This is a genomic window from Prescottella defluvii (genome assembly GCF_000738775.1).
In the GTDB taxonomy this organism is placed as follows: domain Bacteria; phylum Actinomycetota; class Actinomycetes; order Mycobacteriales; family Mycobacteriaceae; genus Prescottella; species Prescottella defluvii.
On the sequence record NZ_JPOC01000045.1, the window covers coordinates 1 to 18,197 of the forward strand.

Annotated in this window: 15 protein-coding genes, 1 rRNA gene and 1 riboswitch; of the genes, 7 read left to right on the forward strand and 9 right to left on the reverse strand. The window is 69.4% G+C overall.

The window, feature by feature from the left end; translation table 11 throughout:
- Positions 1–105: 105 nt before the first annotated feature.
- The 5 genes from rrf to IJ15_RS0116450 all read left to right on the forward strand — a co-directional run bounded on the left by rrf (position 106) and on the right by IJ15_RS0116450 (position 4,119).
- Positions 106–222: ribosomal RNA gene (gene rrf, locus IJ15_RS0116425) — 5S ribosomal RNA — on the forward strand.
- A gap of 408 nt (positions 223–630) precedes the next feature.
- Complete coding sequence (locus IJ15_RS0116435) at positions 631–1,320, forward strand: FadR/GntR family transcriptional regulator (protein WP_031939434.1); 690 nt, start codon at positions 631–633, stop codon at positions 1,318–1,320.
- A gap of 8 nt (positions 1,321–1,328) precedes the next feature.
- Positions 1,329–2,138, forward strand: coding sequence for an ABC transporter ATP-binding protein (locus IJ15_RS0116440; RefSeq protein ID WP_031939435.1), 810 nt, complete (start codon positions 1,329–1,331; stop codon positions 2,136–2,138).
- Between the two features lie 50 nt (positions 2,139–2,188).
- The gene (locus IJ15_RS0116445) at positions 2,189–2,839 is read left to right on the forward strand and encodes a GntR family transcriptional regulator (protein ID WP_031939436.1); all 651 of its coding nucleotides are present in this window, start codon (positions 2,189–2,191) and stop codon (positions 2,837–2,839) included.
- Positions 2,836–4,119, forward strand: a complete 1,284-nt coding sequence (locus tag IJ15_RS0116450; RefSeq protein ID WP_031939437.1) for an MFS transporter — start codon at positions 2,836–2,838, stop codon at positions 4,117–4,119. Before IJ15_RS0116445 ends, IJ15_RS0116450 begins: the two co-directional genes overlap by 4 nt.
- Here IJ15_RS0116450 and IJ15_RS0116455 read toward each other — a convergent pair.
- A complete protein-coding gene (locus IJ15_RS0116455) occupies positions 4,105–5,421 on the reverse strand; it encodes a M1 family metallopeptidase (RefSeq protein ID WP_031939438.1) in 1,317 nt (438 codons plus the stop codon). The genes IJ15_RS0116450 and IJ15_RS0116455 overlap by 15 nt on opposite strands.
- Entirely contained in the window at positions 5,418–9,344 is a 3,927-nt protein-coding gene (locus IJ15_RS0116460; protein ID WP_051919015.1) for a Pls/PosA family non-ribosomal peptide synthetase, read from the reverse strand. The genes IJ15_RS0116455 and IJ15_RS0116460 overlap by 4 nt, the downstream gene beginning before the upstream one ends.
- Positions 9,345–9,780: 436 nt before the next feature.
- Positions 9,781–9,895, forward strand: a riboswitch (SAM riboswitch).
- A gap of 53 nt (positions 9,896–9,948) precedes the next feature.
- Between IJ15_RS0116460 and IJ15_RS0116465 the strand changes: the two genes are divergently transcribed.
- Entirely contained in the window at positions 9,949–11,268 is a 1,320-nt protein-coding gene (locus IJ15_RS0116465) for an aminotransferase class V-fold PLP-dependent enzyme (protein WP_031939440.1), read from the forward strand.
- A gap of 28 nt (positions 11,269–11,296) precedes the next feature.
- On the opposite strand, the gene IJ15_RS0116470 is transcribed toward IJ15_RS0116465, so the two are convergent.
- From IJ15_RS0116470 to IJ15_RS0116485, 4 genes are all read right to left on the reverse strand, one after another.
- A complete protein-coding gene (locus IJ15_RS0116470; protein WP_156112128.1) occupies positions 11,297–12,493 on the reverse strand; it encodes a hypothetical protein in 1,197 nt (398 codons plus the stop codon).
- A gap of 94 nt (positions 12,494–12,587) precedes the next feature.
- The gene (locus IJ15_RS0116475) at positions 12,588–13,346 is read right to left on the reverse strand and encodes a methyltransferase domain-containing protein (protein WP_031939442.1); all 759 of its coding nucleotides are present in this window, start codon (positions 13,344–13,346) and stop codon (positions 12,588–12,590) included.
- Positions 13,347–13,366: 20 nt separating this feature from the next.
- Complete coding sequence (locus IJ15_RS0116480; protein ID WP_031939443.1) at positions 13,367–14,152, reverse strand: oxidoreductase; 786 nt, start codon at positions 14,150–14,152, stop codon at positions 13,367–13,369.
- A gap of 124 nt (positions 14,153–14,276) precedes the next feature.
- On the reverse strand, positions 14,277–15,158 hold the full coding sequence (locus IJ15_RS0116485) for an alpha/beta fold hydrolase (protein ID WP_031939444.1): 882 nt from the start codon (positions 15,156–15,158) through the stop codon (positions 14,277–14,279).
- A gap of 105 nt (positions 15,159–15,263) precedes the next feature.
- Between IJ15_RS0116485 and IJ15_RS0116490 the strand changes: the two genes are divergently transcribed.
- Positions 15,264–15,899, forward strand: coding sequence for a TetR/AcrR family transcriptional regulator (locus IJ15_RS0116490; RefSeq protein ID WP_031939445.1), 636 nt, complete (start codon positions 15,264–15,266; stop codon positions 15,897–15,899).
- A 42-nt stretch (positions 15,900–15,941) separates the two neighbouring features.
- Here the strand turns inward: IJ15_RS0116490 and IJ15_RS0116495 are convergent, their stop codons facing one another.
- From IJ15_RS0116495 to IJ15_RS0116505, 3 genes are all read right to left on the reverse strand, one after another.
- The gene (locus IJ15_RS0116495; protein ID WP_031939446.1) at positions 15,942–16,487 is read right to left on the reverse strand and encodes a flavin reductase family protein; all 546 of its coding nucleotides are present in this window, start codon (positions 16,485–16,487) and stop codon (positions 15,942–15,944) included.
- 73 nt (positions 16,488–16,560) lie between these two features.
- The gene (locus IJ15_RS0116500) at positions 16,561–17,085 is read right to left on the reverse strand and encodes a YbaK/EbsC family protein (RefSeq protein ID WP_051919018.1); all 525 of its coding nucleotides are present in this window, start codon (positions 17,083–17,085) and stop codon (positions 16,561–16,563) included.
- Positions 17,086–17,100: 15 nt separating this feature from the next.
- On the reverse strand, positions 17,101–18,144 hold the full coding sequence (locus IJ15_RS0116505; protein WP_051919022.1) for a hypothetical protein: 1,044 nt from the start codon (positions 18,142–18,144) through the stop codon (positions 17,101–17,103).
- Positions 18,145–18,197: the final 53 nt, after the last annotated feature.

Consider the following 18,197-nt stretch of genomic DNA (forward strand, 5'->3'; position numbering starts at 1 on the left):
TCTGAAACAACACACAGATATCATTCACCCCCAACATCCCAAAGCCCTTCGTGGCCGGCGGGTGGTTCGGGCGGGGGAATTGAATGTGTGACAGTTTCATAGAGTTACGGCGGCCATAGCGGAGGGGAAACGCCCGGTCTCATTCCGAACCCGGAAGCTAAGCCCTCCAGCGCCGATGGTACTGCACCCGACAGGGTGTGGGAGAGTAGGACACCGCCGAACACCCTTTACCGAAGGCCCCCACCCATTACGGGTGGGGGCCTTCGGCATTTCCGCATGTCTGTATTCCCCACTCGCGAATGGGAACCGAACTTCAGATGCCCCAGAGATACCACAGCTGGCCCAGAGCGAGCCGGATCCAATAGGCAGTGCGGCCGATGAATCCGTCGTCGATCATCGCGATCATCTCCGTTAGTGCGGTGGAATGCCCCACAGCCAGAGCTGGTAGAGCACGTCGTACAGCCATTCCGCACTAGAACACCGTTGAGCATCATGCTGTCAGGGACGGAGTGTCAGCGGCCGGCTTTGGTCGCTGTTGCCGCTCGGCTGGGACCAAAGCACCCCCAAGTCCGCTGGGTGCAGACGTCTGATGTCTGATGTCTGTACGATCGGCGATCGGAGGTGGTTGTCGTGGCTGAGCGTCCATTGACCAGCGGGCCGTTGGTTCCGCAGTTGGAAGTGTTGCTGGCGCAGCGGATTCGTACCGGGCAATGGGCGGTCGGTGAGCGCATACCCAGCGAGACGGAACTGGCGACCGAGATCGGCGTCGGCCGTTCGTCGGTGCGGGAGGCCGTCCGCTTGCTCGTCCGCGACGGACTGCTCGACATCCGACGGGGAGTCGGGACGTTCGTCTCGGAGACGCCGGCCGGTGATCCGGGGTTCGAACAGTTGCTGCGCCGCTCACGAATCCTCGAGGTCCTGGAGGTTCGTCGTGCGCTGGAGACGGAGGCGGCCCGGCTCGCTGCCGAGCGTGCTCGGCCGGAGGATCTCGCGGATGTCCGGCGTCAGCTCGCCGAGCGGCATGCGCGGCAGCCTCTGGATGCCGCGTCGTTCGTCGAGGCCGACTTGGACTTCCATCAGGCTGTCGTCGAACTTGCCGGCAATTCGGTACTGTCCGCGCTCTTCGCGTCGGTTCGTCCCGTGCTGCACGAAGTGCTCGTCGAGATGGTCCGGAACGAACCGATACCCGACACCGCGTGTGCGCACGACGCGCTCGTGCAGGCCCTCGAGGAGGGCGATCCGACGGCCGCGATTGCCGCCACCGCAGCCAATCTCGATCCCGTGATGGCGACGCTCCGTGAGGAAGGACCCCGCTCGTGAGTACCCGGATGCATCGAGAGGTCGTGCTGAGTGCCGACCACGTCGACCTCGTCCGCGACGGCCGGCCGCTGCTGAGCGGGATCGACGTCCGGATCGAACAGGGGCAGCACTGGGTGTTGTTGGGCGCCAACGGTGCCGGCAAGAGCACGCTGCTGAGTCTGCTGGGTGCGGTCGCCCACCCGACCCGTGGGACCGTGCACGTCCTCGGTCACCGCCTCGGCCGCGTCGACATGCGTGAACTGCGCTCGCACATCGGTCACGTCAACCCGCGGCACGTCGTGGAGCGTCCACTGACCGTGCGGGACGTCGTCCTCACCGGGCTGACGAACACCCCCGAGTTCGTGCAGAGGTGGCAGCCCACCGATGCGGACCGGGAACGCGCGGAGGTGCTGATCGCGATGATGGGCATGTCGGAGCGGCTGGAGGCGCGCTGGCCGGTCCTGTCGCAGGGGGAGCGGGGCCGGGCGTTGATCGCGCGGGCGTTGATGCCGGACCCGCCGGTCCTGTTGCTCGACGAGCCCGCCACCGGTCTCGATCTGGCCGCCCGGGAACAGCTGCTGACCGCACTCGACGAGATGCGCGCGCAGCACCCGTCGATGGCGAGCATCCTGGTCACCCACCACATCGAGGAGATTCCGACGACCACGACGCATGCCCTCCTGCTGCGCGACGGCCACGTCACCGCGCAGGGCCCGGCGGCTTCGGTGATCACCACCGAGCGCATCAGCGAGTGCTTCGACCACCCGATCGACATTCTCCGCAATGGCGGCCGCTACTCCGCGCAGGCTCGCGTCCCGACGCTGGGGTCGTCGGCCTGACCGCCCCCCGGCCGGCGCGGAATCCTTCGCACGGCGTATAAATACATCTTGTGTCTAAGTTGTATTCGGCGGCGGAGCTCGCGTACCGCGAGGTGAAGGAACTCATCCTGTCCGGGGAGCTCCCGGGCGGTGAGCTGATCAGTGAGGGCGAGATCGCCACGCGGATGGGTTCGAGCCGGACACCGGTGCGGGAGGCGTTCCTGCGGCTCGAGGCCGAGGGCTGGATGCGGTTGTACCCGAAGCGTGGTGCGCTGATCGTGCCCGTCGCCGAGGGCGAGGCCGCACACGTCGTCGATGCGCGTCTGCTGATCGAGGTGCACGCCGCAGAGGCGATCGCCGCAAGCCCCCGCGCGCGGGAGGCGTTGATCTCGGTGCTGCGAGCCAATCTGGCGGAGCAGCGCGCGGCCGCGGCGGACGGTGACGCCGCGCGCTTCAGCACGCTGGATGCGGACTTCCACCGCGCGCTGGTGCGCGCCGGCGGCAACCCGCTGCTCGAGAGCTTCTACGACGGTCTGCGCGAGCGGCAGCGCCGGATGACCGCACATTCCCTGGCCCGGGATCCCGACCAGATCACCAAGATCGTCGAGGACCACACCCGCCTGGCGGACCTGATCGAGAGCGGCGACGCGGAGGGCTTCGCGTCCGCGGTCGGTCGGCACATGCGCGAGGTGCATTCACTGGGGAACGGAGGGACCCGATGACCGCGGTCGACGAGTCCGTCACGGGCACCGTCACGGCGACACCAGCCCGGACGCGTTCCTGGGCGCTGGTGGCGGCGGGGATGTTCGCCGTCGCGTGGGGCGGCAACGAGTTCACCCCGCTGCTGGTGATGTACAAACTCGACCACGGCTTCACGCAGGTCGTGGTCGACACCTTCCTGTTCGCGTACGTCCTCGGCATCGTCCCGGCGCTGCTGATCGGCGGCCCGATGTCGGACCGGCTCGGTCGGCGGGCGCTGATGCTGCCTGCTCCGTTCATCGCGATCGCCGGATCGCTGGTGCTGGCGACCGCGCCCGATTCGGCGCTCGTATTGATCGTGGGCCGGATCCTGTCCGGTGTGGCACTCGGGCTCGGGATGGCCGTCGGCGGTAGCTGGGTGAAGGAGTTGTCGGGGCCCGCGCACGACCCGTCGGCGACCGCGGGTGCCGGGGCGCGCCGCGCGGCGATGAGCCTGACAGCCGGCTTCGGCGTCGGCGCCGGCGTCGCCGGTGTCCTCGCGCAGTGGGGTCCGTGGCCCAGCGCGTTCCCGTACGTGGTGCACATCGCGATCGCGCTGACCGCGGGAATCGCGATGCTGCGCGCCCCGGAGACCCGGGCCGCGGTGCCCAAGACCGCCCGCGGCAAGCTCTCCGCGGACCTGAGGATCCCGTCCGCCGGACATCGCCGGTTCCTGTACGTCGCGGCACCGGTGGCGCCGTGGGTGTTCGGTGCGGCGGCGTCGGCCTACGCGGTGCTGCCCGCGCTGATGACGTCGCACAGTGGTGGGGCCCCGATCGCGTTCTCGGCGTTGCTGTGCGTGATCGGACTCGGATCCGGGTTCGCGATCCAGGCCGTCGGGCGTCGGATCGACACCCCGCTGAACGCGCGGGCCGTTGCGGTGGCCCTCGCGGTCCTGGTGGCGGGCATGTCGCTCGCCGCCGTCGCGTCCAGTGCGCTGACGGTGCCGCTCGCGATGATCGCGGCCGCCGTCCTCGGCTGCGGGTACGGCATGGCGCTGGTGTCGGGGTTGCAGGAGATCCAGCGGATCGCCGGACCCGACGACCTCGCCGGTCTCACCGCTGTCTTCTACTCGCTGAGCTATCTCGGGTTCGCCGTCCCCGCGGTGATGGCGGTGATCGTCGAGACCAATCCGGCGGTCACGTATCCGATGATGTTCGTGGTCGGCGCGGTCATGGCCGCGGCGAGTCTCGTCCTGGTCGTCGTCAAGTGGCGTCAGCACCTGCCCGAGGCCGTCGCCGCGACGGCATCAGAGGGCCGGTAGCGACTTCCCCGCGAGCCATGCCTCCCACAGCGGTCGCAGCGGCCTGTCGGTGAAATGCGCGGCCAGGTCGGTGAACTGCTCGGTGGAGACCGTCGAGTGCCGGTACTTCGCCGTCCACTTCTGCAGCAGCGCGAAGAAGGCGTCGTCCCCGAGTTGCTGCCGCAGGGCGTGCAGCGTGAGGGCTCCGCGCTTGTAGATGCGGTCGTCGAACATCAGTCGCGGACCGGGGTCGCCGAGCACGATGTCCTGCGGTTTTCCGGCGAGCCCGCGGTGCGCCTGCACAGCGTGGGTGTGGGCGTCGGGGCCACCCGAATTCTCCGACCACAGCCACTCGGCGTAGCAGGCGAAGCCCTCGTGCAGCCAGATGTCCTTCCACACGCCGAGGGTGAGGCTGTTGCCGAACCACTGGTGTGCAAGCTCGTGCGCGACAAGACGTTCGGAGCCGCCTTTGCCGTCACAGTGGTTGGCGCCGAAGATCGACAGGCCTTGCGCCTCGATCGGAATCTCCAGTTCGTCGCCGGTCACGACGACGGAATACGCCTCGAAAGGATAAGGGCCGAAGAGCTTCTCGAAGACGTCCATCATCTCCGGTTGCCGCGCGAAGTCGTGGTCGAACGGCGCTCGCAACTCCGGGGGGTGCAGCACGTGGATCGGCACCCGGCCGCGGCCGGCGCGTCGGCGCTCGTACGGTCCGATCTGGATGGTCGCCAGGTAGGTCGACATCGGTTCGGGCTGTTCGTACACCCACGTGGTGTGGCTCGCCCGGGTCTGCTTCCTCGCGAGTGTCCCGTTGGCGACGGCGTGGTACGGCGAGTCGGTGGTGATCGAGATGCTGTAGCTGGCTTTGGAACTCGGGTGATCGTCGCACGGGAACCACGACGCCGCACCGTTCGGCTGACTCGCGACGAGGGACCCCTCGTCCAGTTCCTCCCAGCCGACCTCGCCCCAGATGGTGGTGATCGGTTCGGGATTGCCGCCGTACTGGACGGTGATCGCGAGCAGGCCGCCGGCCGGGATCTTCTGCGCCGGCGTGATCGTGAGCTTGCCGTCGCGGTGCGTGTACTTGGCGCCGCGGCCGCCGTTGACCGACACCTTCGACACCTGCATGGTCTGCGCCAGATCGAGCGAGAACTTGCTGCGGACATCGGTGGTGGTGGCGGTGATCGAGGCCTTGCCTGACAACCGGTTGCTGGGGACCTTGTAGGTGAGGTCGAGTTCGTACCGGGAGACGCGGTAGCCGCGGTTGCCGCTGTGCGGCAGATACGGATCGAGCGGTTCCTCGTAGAACTTGCCCGGCTTCATCGACGGCCCCCATTCGTGGTCGAATCCGGCCACGGTGCAATGGGATTGCCCTGCCAGCGCGTGGACGGCGGGACGGTGTCGCCGCGCATGACGAGGGAGGCGGGTCCGACGGTGGCGCCGTCGCCCAGTCCGGCGGCGGGCAGCGCGACGCAGTGCGGGCCGAGGGTGGCGCCGGCGCCCAACGTGACGGTGTCCATGGACATGATCCGATCATGGAACAGGTGGGTCTGCACGACGCACCCGCGTTCGACGGTGGCGCCGTCGCCGAGGGTCACCAGGTCGGCCTCGGGCAGCCAGTAGGTCTCGCACCACACCCCGCGTCCGATGGTCGCCCCGAGCCCACGCAGCCACACGTTCATCACGGCGGTGCCGTTCGCGGCGCGCGCGAACCAGGGTGCGGCGACGGTCTCGACGAACGCGTCGGACACCTCGTTGCGCCACACGAACGAACTCCACAGCGGATGCTCGACGGCGCCGATCCGTCCGACGACGAGCCACTTCGCGGCCACCGACACCGCGCCGGCGACGGCGCCCGCGATCATCAGCACGATGCCGCCGCCCAGGGCCGCGAGCGCGAACCCGCCGACGGACACCAGCCACGCCAGCGTGAACAGCACGCCGAGGCCGATGCCGAACGTGACCATCACCGGGATCAGCCGGCACGTCTCGACGATCGCGCGCGCGATCTTCAGGCGCAGCGGCGGATCGAACGTGCGGGAGGCGTCGGACGTCGTCGTCGCCCGGCGCAACCGGACCGGCGGGCTACCCAGCCACGACGAACCGGACTTCGCCTTGTCCGGCGCTGCGGACAGCACCGCGACGAGGCCGTTCTTGGGGACGCGACGCCCCGGTCCGGCCATGCCGGAGTTACCGAGGAACGCCCGCTTGCCGACCTTTGCGGGTTCGATGCGCATCCAGCCACCACCGAGTTCGTAGCTCGCGACCATGGTGTCGTCGGCAAGGAAGGCGCCGTCCGCGACCGTGGTGAACTTCGGCAGCACCAGCGCGGTGGAGATCTCGGTGTTGCGGCCGACCTTGGCGCCGAGCAGACGCAGCCACAGCGGGGTGAGCAGGCTCGCGTACAGCGGGAACAGGAAGGTGCGGGCCGAGTCCATGAGCCGTTCGGTGGCCCACACCTGCCAGCCGATCCGGCTGCGGACGGGGTGGTAGCCCTCGGTGAGCCCGATCGACAGCAGGCGCACCGCGACCACCGTGAGGGCCGCGAAGACGAACAACGACAGCACCGTCGCGACCGGCAGGATCGCCAGCGACCGCAGGGCCGCGTCACCGAGATCGGCGGCGTCCCGGATCCACCAGCCGATCAGCACGATGCCCGCAGCGAGGCCGAAGATCGGCATGCCCGCCAGCACGACGGACGTGACACCGAAGATCGGTACCCAGTACGGTGCGCGGCGCGGCGCCCGGTCGGGCCACGGGTGGGTCGCCTTGCCCACCTTGACCGCCGGCGATCCGGCCCAGTGCTGGTCGGCCTTGACCTTCCCGAACACCGCCGAGCCCGGCGCGACCTCGGCGCCGCGTCCGATCCGGGCGCCCGGTAGCAGCGTGGAGCGGGCGCCGACGGTGGCACCGTCGCCGATCCGGATCTCGCCGATGTGCACGACGTCGCCGTCGATCCAGTGCCCGGACAGATCCACCTCGGGTTCGACGGAACAGCCGTCGCCGAGCACGAGCATGCCGGTGACCGGCGGCAGCGTGTGCAGGTCGACACCGTTGCCCACCCGGGCGCCGAGCGCACGCGCGAAGTACAGCATCCACGGGGCACCGGACAGGTTGTCGGCGCCGCTGGCCTCGACCAGGCGCAGCGCGATCCACAGCCGCAGGTGTTCGCTGCCGCCACGTCGGTACGTGCCCGGTTTCAGGCCGCGCAGCAGCGTGCGCGCCCCGGCCACCGCGATGCCCATCCGCCCCAGCGGGGTGATGAACAGGAAGAACGCGAGCGCCACCCACCACCACGACAGGGTCGGTGCCCACGGCACATCCAGCCAGGACAGCACGTTGCCGGCGATCGCCAGCCACGTCACCCACTGCAGACCGGTGAGCGTCGTGAGCGGCACCGTGGCTGCGATCTGCGCGAGCTGGGCGCGCAGTGGCGTGGGCTCGACGTGGCGGGGCGGGGCCGTCTCGGTGGGGGACAGCTCGTCGAGGAAGCCGGCGAGCGAGCCGAGCCGCGGATGGTCGTACAACTGCGCGACGGTGATCTCGGGGAAGCGTTCACGCAGCGCCGTGACGAGCTGCGCCGCGGACAGGGAGCCGCCGCCCATCTCGAAGAAGTCGTCGTCGGGCCCGGTGACGCCGGCGCCGAGGATCGACGCCCACAGACCGGCGACCCAGGCCGCGGTGCCGTCCAGACCCAGGTCCGTTGGGTCGGCGTCCGCGCCCGGGAGCGGCCACGGCAGCGCGTTGCGGTCGACCTTGCCGGACGTCCGGGTGGGCAGCTCGTCGACCAGCGCGAGCCGCGGGACCAGGGCGGCGGGCAGCTGCTCGGACAGGTGCTCGTGGGCCGCCTCGAGGTCGAAGTCGGGGTCGGTGCTGGCCAGATAGCCGACGAGGATCGCCGTCCCGGCGGGCGTCTTGCGGACCGCGGCGGCCGCCCCGCTGACGCCGGGCAGGTTCTGCAGCGCGTTGTCGATCTCGCCGAGTTCGATGCGGCGTCCGCCCAGCTTCACCTGGTCGTCGGCGCGGCCCTGGAACAGCAGGCCGGCGGTGTCGAGTCGGACCAGGTCGCCGCTGCGGTAGGCGCGGTCCCAGCCCAGCGTCGGCATCGGCGCGTACTTCTCGGCATCCTTCGCCGGATCGAGATACCGGGCGAGCCCGACGCCACCGATGACGAGTTCGCCGACGTCACCCTCGGCGACCGGTTCGCCGGACGCGTCCACCACGGCGAGGTCCCAGCCGTCGAGCGGCAGACCGATCCGCACCGGACCGGTCCCGTCCATCGGAGCGCCGCACGCGACCACGGTGGCCTCGGTGGGCCCGTACGTGTTCCACACCTCGCGGCCGGGGATCGCGAGTCGCTCGGCGAGTTCGGGCGGGCACGCCTCGCCGCCGAAGATCAACAGCCGCACCGCCTCGAGGGCCTCGGCCGGCCACAGCGCCGCGAGGGTCGGGACGGTGGAGACGACCGTGATGTCGCGGGAGATCAGCCAGGGGCCGAGATCCATACCGCTGCGCACCAGCGAACGTGGCGCCGGCACCAGGGCGGCGCCGTGCCGCCACGCCAGCCACATCTCCTCGCACGACGCGTCGAACGCCACCGACAGTCCCGCGAGAACGCGGTCGTCGGCACCGATCGGATTGTCCGGCAGGAACATCCGTGCCTCGGCGTCGACGAATGCCGCAGCGTTGCGGTGCGTGACCGCCACACCCTTCGGGGTGCCGGTGGAGCCGGACGTGAAGATGATCCAGGCATCGTCGTCGGGAGTGGGACGCCGGACCTCCGGTGCCGCGGCGCGCCGCGGTGCGGTGCCGGGTTGCACGCCGTCGGCGGTGAGGATCGCCGCCACCTGCGCCTCGCCGAACACCAGGTCGGCACGCTCGTCGGGGTCGTCGGCGTCCACCGGCACGTACGCCGCGCCGGCCCTCATGACCGACAGGATCGCGACGTACAGGTCGCGCGAGCCCGACGGCATCCGGATCCCCACTCGATCGCCCGCGCCGACGCCGGCGTCCGCGAGCCAGCGGGCGCCGGTCGCGAGTTCGTCGAGAAGCTCCGCATACGTCAGGGGTGCGGCGCCGTCGTCGATGGCGGTCGCATCCGGGTGCAGCGCCGCCGTCGACTCGAGAATGTCCACGAGTGTGCGCGGGGCGGGGGCGAGGGCGGACCGGAGGAACTCGGCGGGTATCCGCTGCGGCAGTCGGTGGTCCGCTGCGTCCGTCTGGTCCGTGGCTGGCTTGGCAGACAATCCGGGTGTCCCTCTCTGTGCCTGGTCGGGCGGGCAATCGGTTCTCTCACGTCCAGGTGTCCGGAGGATGAACACCCGTTCGCCGTGCCCGACCGGCAGGCCGTTCGTTTCCTTCCGATGATTCTCCCCCGGAGGGGCCGAAAATTCGTCCCCTGGGCGCGCCGTGTTCACGGAACCGGAGAACGGGCCCAGCTGGAGCGGGGCAGGCCTACTGTCCGTGCATCCGCAGCCTGCCGGGGGGTCGGCAGCGCGATGGGGTCATTTCGTCGGTGCTGGGGATCAATCACGCTGTGGCGGTGAGGTTTCGGAACATCTCGATGCGTAGGGCCACTCGGGCGACTCGGCGCGCGGCGCGGTGGGATGTGACCACCGCCTCATGGCTGAAGGGTTGACGACGGGTTGACATCGCGCGGACGCCCTGCCATCCTCGTTGCCAGGTCACGAGTACCAGCATCAAGCCCCGGCTAGCTGGTCGGCAACCCTCCAACCGCGGTGGGGTGCTCCGGGTGACGACCAGGCTGTCGGCCACAAGGCCACGGCAAGCGCGGACTCCGATGGCGTCAACTCTCATCGCCGACGAGTCCTGAACTCGAAGGATGTCGTGATGACCGCTGTACTGACTGCCGATACCTGCTGTGCCACCTCCCCGATCGCTCAGGTGTCGGGCTGTGACCTGCAGGTTCCGCTCGTCGGGGGTGGAACCTGCACCTACGCGAACTTCGACTACGCGGCCAGCGCGCCGGCCCTGGCCCAGGTCGCCGACCGGGTCCAGGAACTGCTGCCCTTCTATGCAAGCGTGCACCGCGGTGCCGGCTACGCCTCCCGCGTGAGCACCGAGGCCTACGAGAATGCCCGCGGATCGGTGGAGCGCTTCGTCGGCGCGGACGCCGACCAGGTCGTCGTCTTCACTCGCAACACCACCGACTCGCTCAACCTGCTCGCCAGCTGCGTGCCCGGTGACGTCGTCGTCCTGGACATCGAGCATCACGCAAACCTGCTGCCGTGGAAGAACTCCCGCATCGTCGAGGCTGCAGATACGGTCGCCGAGACCATCCGTCGCCTGGTCGCCGAGCTGTGCTCCAAGCCGGCGGCGCTGCTCGCCGTAACCGGTGCCTCCAACGTCACCGGCGAGGTGCTGCCGATCGCCGAACTGGCCGACATCGCGCACCGCTGCGGCGCCCGAATTCTCGTCGACGGCGCACAGTTGGCCCCGCACCGCCGCGTGAACCTCGCCGAATGCGGCGTCGACTACCTGGCCTTCTCCGGCCACAAGCTGTATGCGCCGTTCGGTGCCGGTGTGCTGGTCGGTCGCCGCGACTGGCTCGACGACGCGCAGCCGTACCTCGCCGGTGGCGGCGCCGTGCGTGAGGTGACGATCGACGAGACCTGTTGGGCCCCCGCCCCCGCACGCCACGAAGCCGGCAGCCCCAACGTGCTCGGTGTCGCCGCTCTCGCGGCCGCATGTGATGCACTGTCCGCCTTGGACTTCGATCGGGTCGTCGAGCATGAGCGGGTGCTGTCGAGCCGACTCGCGGACGGCCTCGCGGAGATCGACGGCGTGCACCTGCTGCGCCTGTGGTCGGATGCGCCGGACAGCGTCGGCATCGTCACCTTCACGATCGACGGCTTCGAGCCCGGTCAGATCGCCGCGTTCCTGTCCGCCGAGCACGGAATCGGCGTGCGCGACGGCCGCTTCTGCGCCCACCCGCTGCTCAACCGCATCGGTCACGCCGGCGGCGCGGTCCGTGCCAGCCTCGGCCTGGGCACCGGATCCGACGACGTCGAGCGACTGATCGCCGCCGTCCGCCAGCTGGTGGCCGGCGAGGCGACCTGGAACTACGGCAAGACCGACGGACTGTGGAACCCGGTCCCCGAGACCCGCGGCTTCTCGACGGAGACCGCCGGCGCCTCCGAATGCGTGTAACCGCAGCGGAATCGGCTCGTCCCGCTCGTCACCGGCTCCCGGTCGTCCCCTCCGAAAGCGCCGCGACCGCCTGTCGGTCGTACGGCAGGCCGACCCGCAGGAGCGCCTGACCGACGGTCCAGTAGTACGTTCCCCACAACTGCTCGTTCTCCGCCAGAGCCGCGAGGAACTGTCGCTGAGGTGCGCCGATGTTCTCGGGTGCCGGCGGGTGCCCACCCGGGGTCGACTCGGCCTCGGGGAAGGCTGCACGAAGCAACGGTGCCCAGTCCACCATGTTCGGGTTCGAAATCTGCGCTTCCGCAACAGCAACCGGCAGGATCGCGGTGAAGGGCGTGTCCCGCTGCAGAAGCGAGCTCAACAGAGTGGAGCGGACGCCGGTATGGAAGCTGTGCGGTATCCGGTCACGGTCGAACCACCCGTCGATGTCCTCCGGCCGAGTCAGCGCGTGAACGAGTTCCGCTGTCGCCGAAGTGGATTGCGGTAGATGTAGGGCGGCACACGCGCGGACGGCAGGATCGGCGTCGGCGAGCCAGTCACTGACGTCGGCTCCGACGGTGCCGAGAGCGAGCACCGCCGCGGCGCGGTCGTCACGTTCGGTGGCGCTGTCGGCGAAGGAACGCAGCGCGGAGGTGACTCGCTGCCGATGCGGGGGTGTGGCGCCGCCGCCCCACCGCCCCAACGCACCGACCGCCGCGGCCCGAGAGGCTGTTTCCCCCGAACCTGTGAGCTCCAGCAGCCGCTCCAGGATCAGGCTCGTCTGCTGCCGGAGCGCCGGCACAGCGAGACTTCTGAGGTTGCTGGGCACCGGCGACCCCCATGCCTGTGCCACTTCCTCTTCGTCGTCGGACGAAATGGCGTCGAAGAACCAGCGTTCCTCCTCGTCCGAAGGCGGCACGATCTCGCCTCGGCCGGCGAGGCTCGCCTCTTCCCGGGCCAGACTGCCGCCCGCCAGATCGAGGAATCTCGCCAGCGCGAGCAGACGCGTCGCCGCGGTCTCCCGGTCCATATCGCAGATCCAGAACGGGATGGCTTGTGCGACTGCGGCAACCGCGGGCACCGTGGCGGGATAGATGGTGCCTTGATGCAGCACGGCATCGTAGAGATGATCCATCGCGGTCGAGAAGGCCGCCGCATCCGGATCCACCAACGCCCCCAGATGAGCCTGCGTGTCCGCCGCCACGTCAAACGCGTGGAAGAGCCGATTCCAGTCGTAGGTATCGCTCACACGACGCACTCCTGTCCATCCCCGCCAGGCCTGAATTCGGCGATCGTAGCTCATCTCGAAAGTCGACAGCAGCGGTATCTCGGGTGATCGGCTGTCAGTCCGGCTTGCGCGCCTCGATGAGGAATCGCGTGGAGTGCGCGACGAACACCCCGTCCTCGCGGATGCGCCGGTCGAGGTCGCGTAGCCGGTCGCGGCAGCCGTCGACGGTGAAGCCCGGAACGATCCAGATCACCTTCCGCAGGAAGTAGACCACCGCTCCGATGTCGAAGAACTCCATGCGCAGCCGCGCGAACTGCAGATCCACGACCCCGAGTCCGGCAGCGTGCGCCTCGGCCACGGCGGTGTCCGGGTGCCGCAGTCGTCGCGCCTCGGGGCGCGGACCGAGGAAGAACTCGGCGAGCTCGAAGACGCTCTCGGGACCCACGTGCTGGGCCAGGTAGGTACCGCCGGGAGCGAGCACCCGCGCGAGCTCCGGCCACGACACGGTGTTGGGGTGACGGCTGCTGACCAGATCGAAAGCGTTGTCCGCGAACGGTAGTGGTGGCTCGTCCGACGCCTCGACGACCACCACGCCCAACGGGTGCAGCGCCTCGGTGGCCTTCGCGAGGTTGGGCGGCCAGGACTCCGTCGCGGCCATCGTCCGGGGAATCACTCCGGCACCGGCGAGGACCTCCCCGCCTCCGGTCTCGATGTCGAGTGCGGCCGTCGCTCGTGCCAGGCGCTGGGCCAGCAGTCGCTGATAGCCCCACGGCGGGCGCTCTTCGGTGGCGCGGCCGTCGAGCCAGGAGAACTCCCAACCGTCGACCGACGCGGCCGCGGCCTCGGCGACCAGGCTGTCGAAGGTGCGATCCATGTCCGTGGCTCTCCCGGTGCTCACAGCGTCTTGATCAGCCCGCCGTCGATGACGATGTCGGCGCCGGTGATGTTGCCCGATCGTGCGCTCGCGAGGAACAGCACCAGGTCGGCTACCTCGTCGGGGCGGGTGAACCGCCCGGTCTCGGAACCCGCGGCGGCGGCCGCGACGACGGACTCCGCAGTGCTACCGCTGACCCGCGCAACGGTGGAGGCGACCCCGTCGTCGGCGAGCCACAGGGCAGTGGCGACCGGACCGGGGCTCACCGTGTTGACCCGAATATTCTGACCGGCAACCTCTTTGGAGAGCGACTTGCAGAAGTTGGTGAGTGCGGCCTTCGCGGCGGAGTAGTCCACCACTCCGGGGTCGGGCAGGAAGGCGTTGACCGAGCCGACGGTCACGACACTCCCGCCGCCGCGCCGGGCGAGCTGGGGGAGCGCGGCGCGGGTGGTCCGCACGGCGGACAGGAATGTGAGGGTCAGCGAGGCGATCCAGTCCTCGTCGGAGACACTCGCGAATCCTCCGACTCGCGGTGTCACGGCACCGGCGTTGTTGACCAGGATGTCCACGCCGCCGCGCTCGGTGGCCGCCTCGATCAGCGCCACCGGGCCCTCGGCCGTGGACAGGTCACACGGCACGAACGTCACATTCCCGTCGGACTCCATCGACTGGATTTCCGCAGTGCGAGTGCGTGATCCGGCAACTACGCGCGCACCCTCGGACACCAGTGCAGTGGTCACCGCAAGCCCGATGCCCTTGCTCGCGCCGGTGACGACGGCGGTCTTGCCGGCCAGGTGCAGGTCCATGACGTCTCGATCCTGTGGATCGGATGTGGTCGCACCCCATGCTACCGCCGCCGAACGCCGGCCTCGGTTCCCGAACGGGCAGGGCGGGTTTGCCGCTGCCGCTCAGGCGCACACTAACGTCGGGTCACTTTCGCTTCGCGTCGTCGTGATTGCGGACGAACGTCATCAGTCGGGGGATCACGCGATCGGGGATGTGGCCCAGGATGCCGTGGCCGGTGCCGGCGTAGATCTCCACCTCCGCGTCGGGAAGAAGGTCGGACAGTCGCGCCGCCACCCGTTCGGGGTTGGAGACCACCGTCTCGGCGCCGGAAATCAGGAGCGTCGGAACCGAGATCGACTGCACTTCCGCATCCTCGAGCTTTCGCGCCCACCCGATCCCGGGCCGGTAGTTCAACGCCTCCTTGGCGAGGGCGAACTCGAGGTCGCCGAGGACGTACCCGGGGGACATCCAATCGTTGAGTCTGCGGATGTTCTCGTCGGTGCGGCGCATCCCGGCGCGGATCATCTTCAGCAGGACCCGCCACGAGGGCTTGTCGAAGACTCCGCCCGGCTCGATGAGCGTCACGCTCGCCAGCCGTTCCGGGGAATGGAGGGCCACCAGAACGGCATGCCAGGCGCCCTGCGAATAGCCGATCAGATGGACGCGGTCGACGCCGAGCTCGTTCAGTACCTCGCCGACCCAGGTGGCGAAGTCGGACTCCCCGGTCAACGGTGCGGTCTGCACGCTGCGTCCGGCGGTCCCGATCGTGTCCAGCGCATATACGACGCGGTCCCGGCACAGATCCTCGATGACGATGTGCCATTGCAGACTGTTCGCCCCGAGGGAGTGCACCAGGACGATCGGTGTCTCCGTGCCGGTCCCCGACTTGCGGACATGGGTGGTTCCGAACGATGTCGGGATGTCCAGTTGTGTCGACGGAACCGGCCACGTGTCCTCGAGTGCCCGGTAGATGCGGTCGTATCTCTGCTTCGATGCGTCGTTCGCGAATCGTCCGATCTTCGGCATGAGCCTCCCTCTCTGCGCTTTGGTTGTTGGTATGAACGTATCACCAATGCGATATGTGCGTACCATAACGGGGCGAACGGCACCGCGCGAGAAGGGAGGCAGTCCATGCCGAAACTGGTCGATCATGACGTGAGGCGACGGGAGATCACCGATGCGGTGCGACGAGTGATCGTCGACGGTGGGCTCGCGGCGGTGACGTTTCAGTCCGTTGCCGCCGAGGCGGGGATCTCGGTCCGGCTCGTGCAGTACTACTTCGGCACGAAGCGGGAGTTCCTGCTCGCGACACATCACACCGTGCGTCAGGACGCCGGTGCTCGCCTGATGCGGGAGTTGGCCGTCCTGGGTCCGGAAGCGTCGCCCCGCGAGATCATCACCGCGTTCCTGGTCGCCATGCTCCCGCTCGATCAGGAACGTCGCGACGAGGCGATCGTGCTCGGCGCCTTCCATGCCGCCGCGCTGACCGGACAGGGAATCGCCGCCGAGGAAACCCTGACTGCCCCACGCGAACTGACGGCGCTCATCTCAGGGCAGCTGCAGCGAGTGACCGACCGGGACGCGGTCACGCCGCCAACGGACCCCGACCTCGACGCCGAACTGATTCTCGCGGCTGTCGGTGGGCTCGCGCAGGGGATGCTGCCGGGCTACGGCACGGCGGAACTGGCCCTGCAGCTCGTCGAGCGCCTTCTCGATCGTGTGCTCGGGCCCCGAAATCCTCAGGGGAATCCGCGGGTCGAGCCGTAGACGGCAGGTGTGGGCGCCCTCGTCGAGCGCCCACGCAAGGCGTCAGTCGAGCGGAGCGGCCCGGTGGTAGCGCCCCTCGTGGTACAGCAGCGGGGCCGCCGCGGCTTCGTCGTCGTTCTCGTTGTGGATCCGGGTGATCAGGCCGATGACCAGCGTGTGATCGCCCGCCGGGATGAGCTGGTGAATCGTGGTGCGCATCCAGATCGGCGTGCCGTGCAGCACCGGTTCGCCCGTCTCGAGACGCGACCACAGCGACTCGTCACTGAACCGCTCGTCGGCGCTGCGGGAGAAGCGCTGCGACAGGTGCTGCTGATGCTCGCCCAGCAGGTGCACGACGATCGAATCGGCGGCGTGCAGCGCGTTGATGCTCGACGAGTTCTGCGCGATGTTGAACGAGATCAGCGGCGGATTCATCGACAGCGACGCGAACGACGTCGCCGTGAAACCGACCGGACCGGCCGCCGAGTCGAGAGTGACGATCGTGACGCCGGCCGGGTGACGACGCATGGCGGCCTTGTACTCGTCGTTGCCGATGCCCTCGTTGGGGACGATGGTGAGGTCGGGTGCATTCTCGACGTGCTGTGGCAAGGCATTCTCCGATTCGGGCCTGGATGACTGCCGTCACTATAAGGCCGGGCTCACAGCCGCGGCATGCTTACGTTCACTCAGCGGGCAGAGGGTTCTCGTGTCCCACCGCAGACTCCTCGGCCGTCCGGCCCATGTCGATCGCCAGGCCCGCCGTCACCCGCAGCAGTTCCGGGAACGTGGTCCGGAAGACCGTGTCGGGATGCCCGGCCGCCGCCCACAGATCCGGGTAACCGGCCAGCGCGGTGTCGAGATAGGTGGGCAGATTGGTGGGATGCCCGAGCGGCGCGACCCCGCCGACGGGTTGCCCGGTCACCTCCCGGACCATGTCGAACGGAGCCGGGGACAGCGTGCCCTGCAGCCGGGTGCCGGTGGCGGCCACGTCCACCTCGTGCGCACCCGACACCAGCAGCAGCACCGGCTCGTCGTCGAGCAGGAACACGAGCGACCTGACGACGGCACCGGGTTGCGCGCCCAGGGCGTCCGCAGCCTCGGCGGCGCTGTGCGTCGGCGCGGGCTGGGTGACGATGACCCCGTGGTGTCCGCGCGAGATCAGCGTGTCGGCGACGTGCGCCGCATTGGGATGCAGCAGCCTGGGCATGCTTTCAGGGTAGGACTAACTCGCGCCGGGGGTAGGCGTATGCGCGAGCGAAGTACGCCGCCGGCCCGTCCGCCACGCGGTGCAGCCGAGCAGCATCGCCGCGCCCACCGCGGCGTACAGCGCGAGGGCGACGGCCGGCTGACCGACACCGACGTTGTCGAAGTAGACGATGCTGCGCACGCCCTCGGTGCCCGCGCCGGGGGTGATCCACCGGCCGATCGCCGCATAGAAGCTGGGAATCACGTTCGCGCCGAACGCGCCGCCCGCACTCGGATTGCCCAGGACCACGAACACCACGATCGCGAGGGGGACCGCGAGAATGCCCACCGCGGCCCGCAGGCCGAGCGTGAACAGTGCCGTCGCGAACACCACGCCGGTGCCCAGCAGCCACAGCGGGAACCAGTGTCCGGCAAACGTTCCCAGCACATGCGTCGTGATCAGGGCGCCCAGGGCGCCCGAGGCCACCGAGTAGCCGAACAGGACCGCGACATGCGTCCACGCCTGGCGCATCGTCGCCGGCGCGCCGATGAACAGTCCGATCGCCGCGGACAGCAGGTAGCCGCCGACGACCCAACCGATCGACAGGTAGAAGCCCGAGAGCCCGCGGTTGTCGTGAGCGCCGACGGGGATCTCGTCGCGGACCACGACCTGCCGGTCCTGGTCCGCCGCGACCTGCTGGAAGACCGCCTCGAGTGCCGACGCGATCGAGCTGCCACCGGCGCTCGCGGTGATCAGGGTGTCCGTGCCGCTCGGGTCGATGATGTACGCGCCCTGGATCTCGCGGTCCCGCAGCAGGCGCCGGACCTCCGAGGTGTCGGACGCGGTGCGAGCGTCCAGAGGGCGCCCGTCGAGTGCATTCAGTCTGTCCACCGACTGCTGCCCGACGCCGTCCGGGACGCCGCGGGCCTGGACGACGGCGACCGTGATGTCCCGGGGCGTCGGCTCGTGGAACGCGGCGACGTAGCTGAGGATGAAGCCGAGTTGCAGCGCCAGCACGCCGATGACCAGCGCCGTCAGGACCTTGCCGCTGCCGAACCGCTCGAGCAGGCTGGGGGGCACGGGTGGGGTCGTGGCGGTTGCCGCGGGCGTGATCGGTGGCTCGGTCGTTGTGG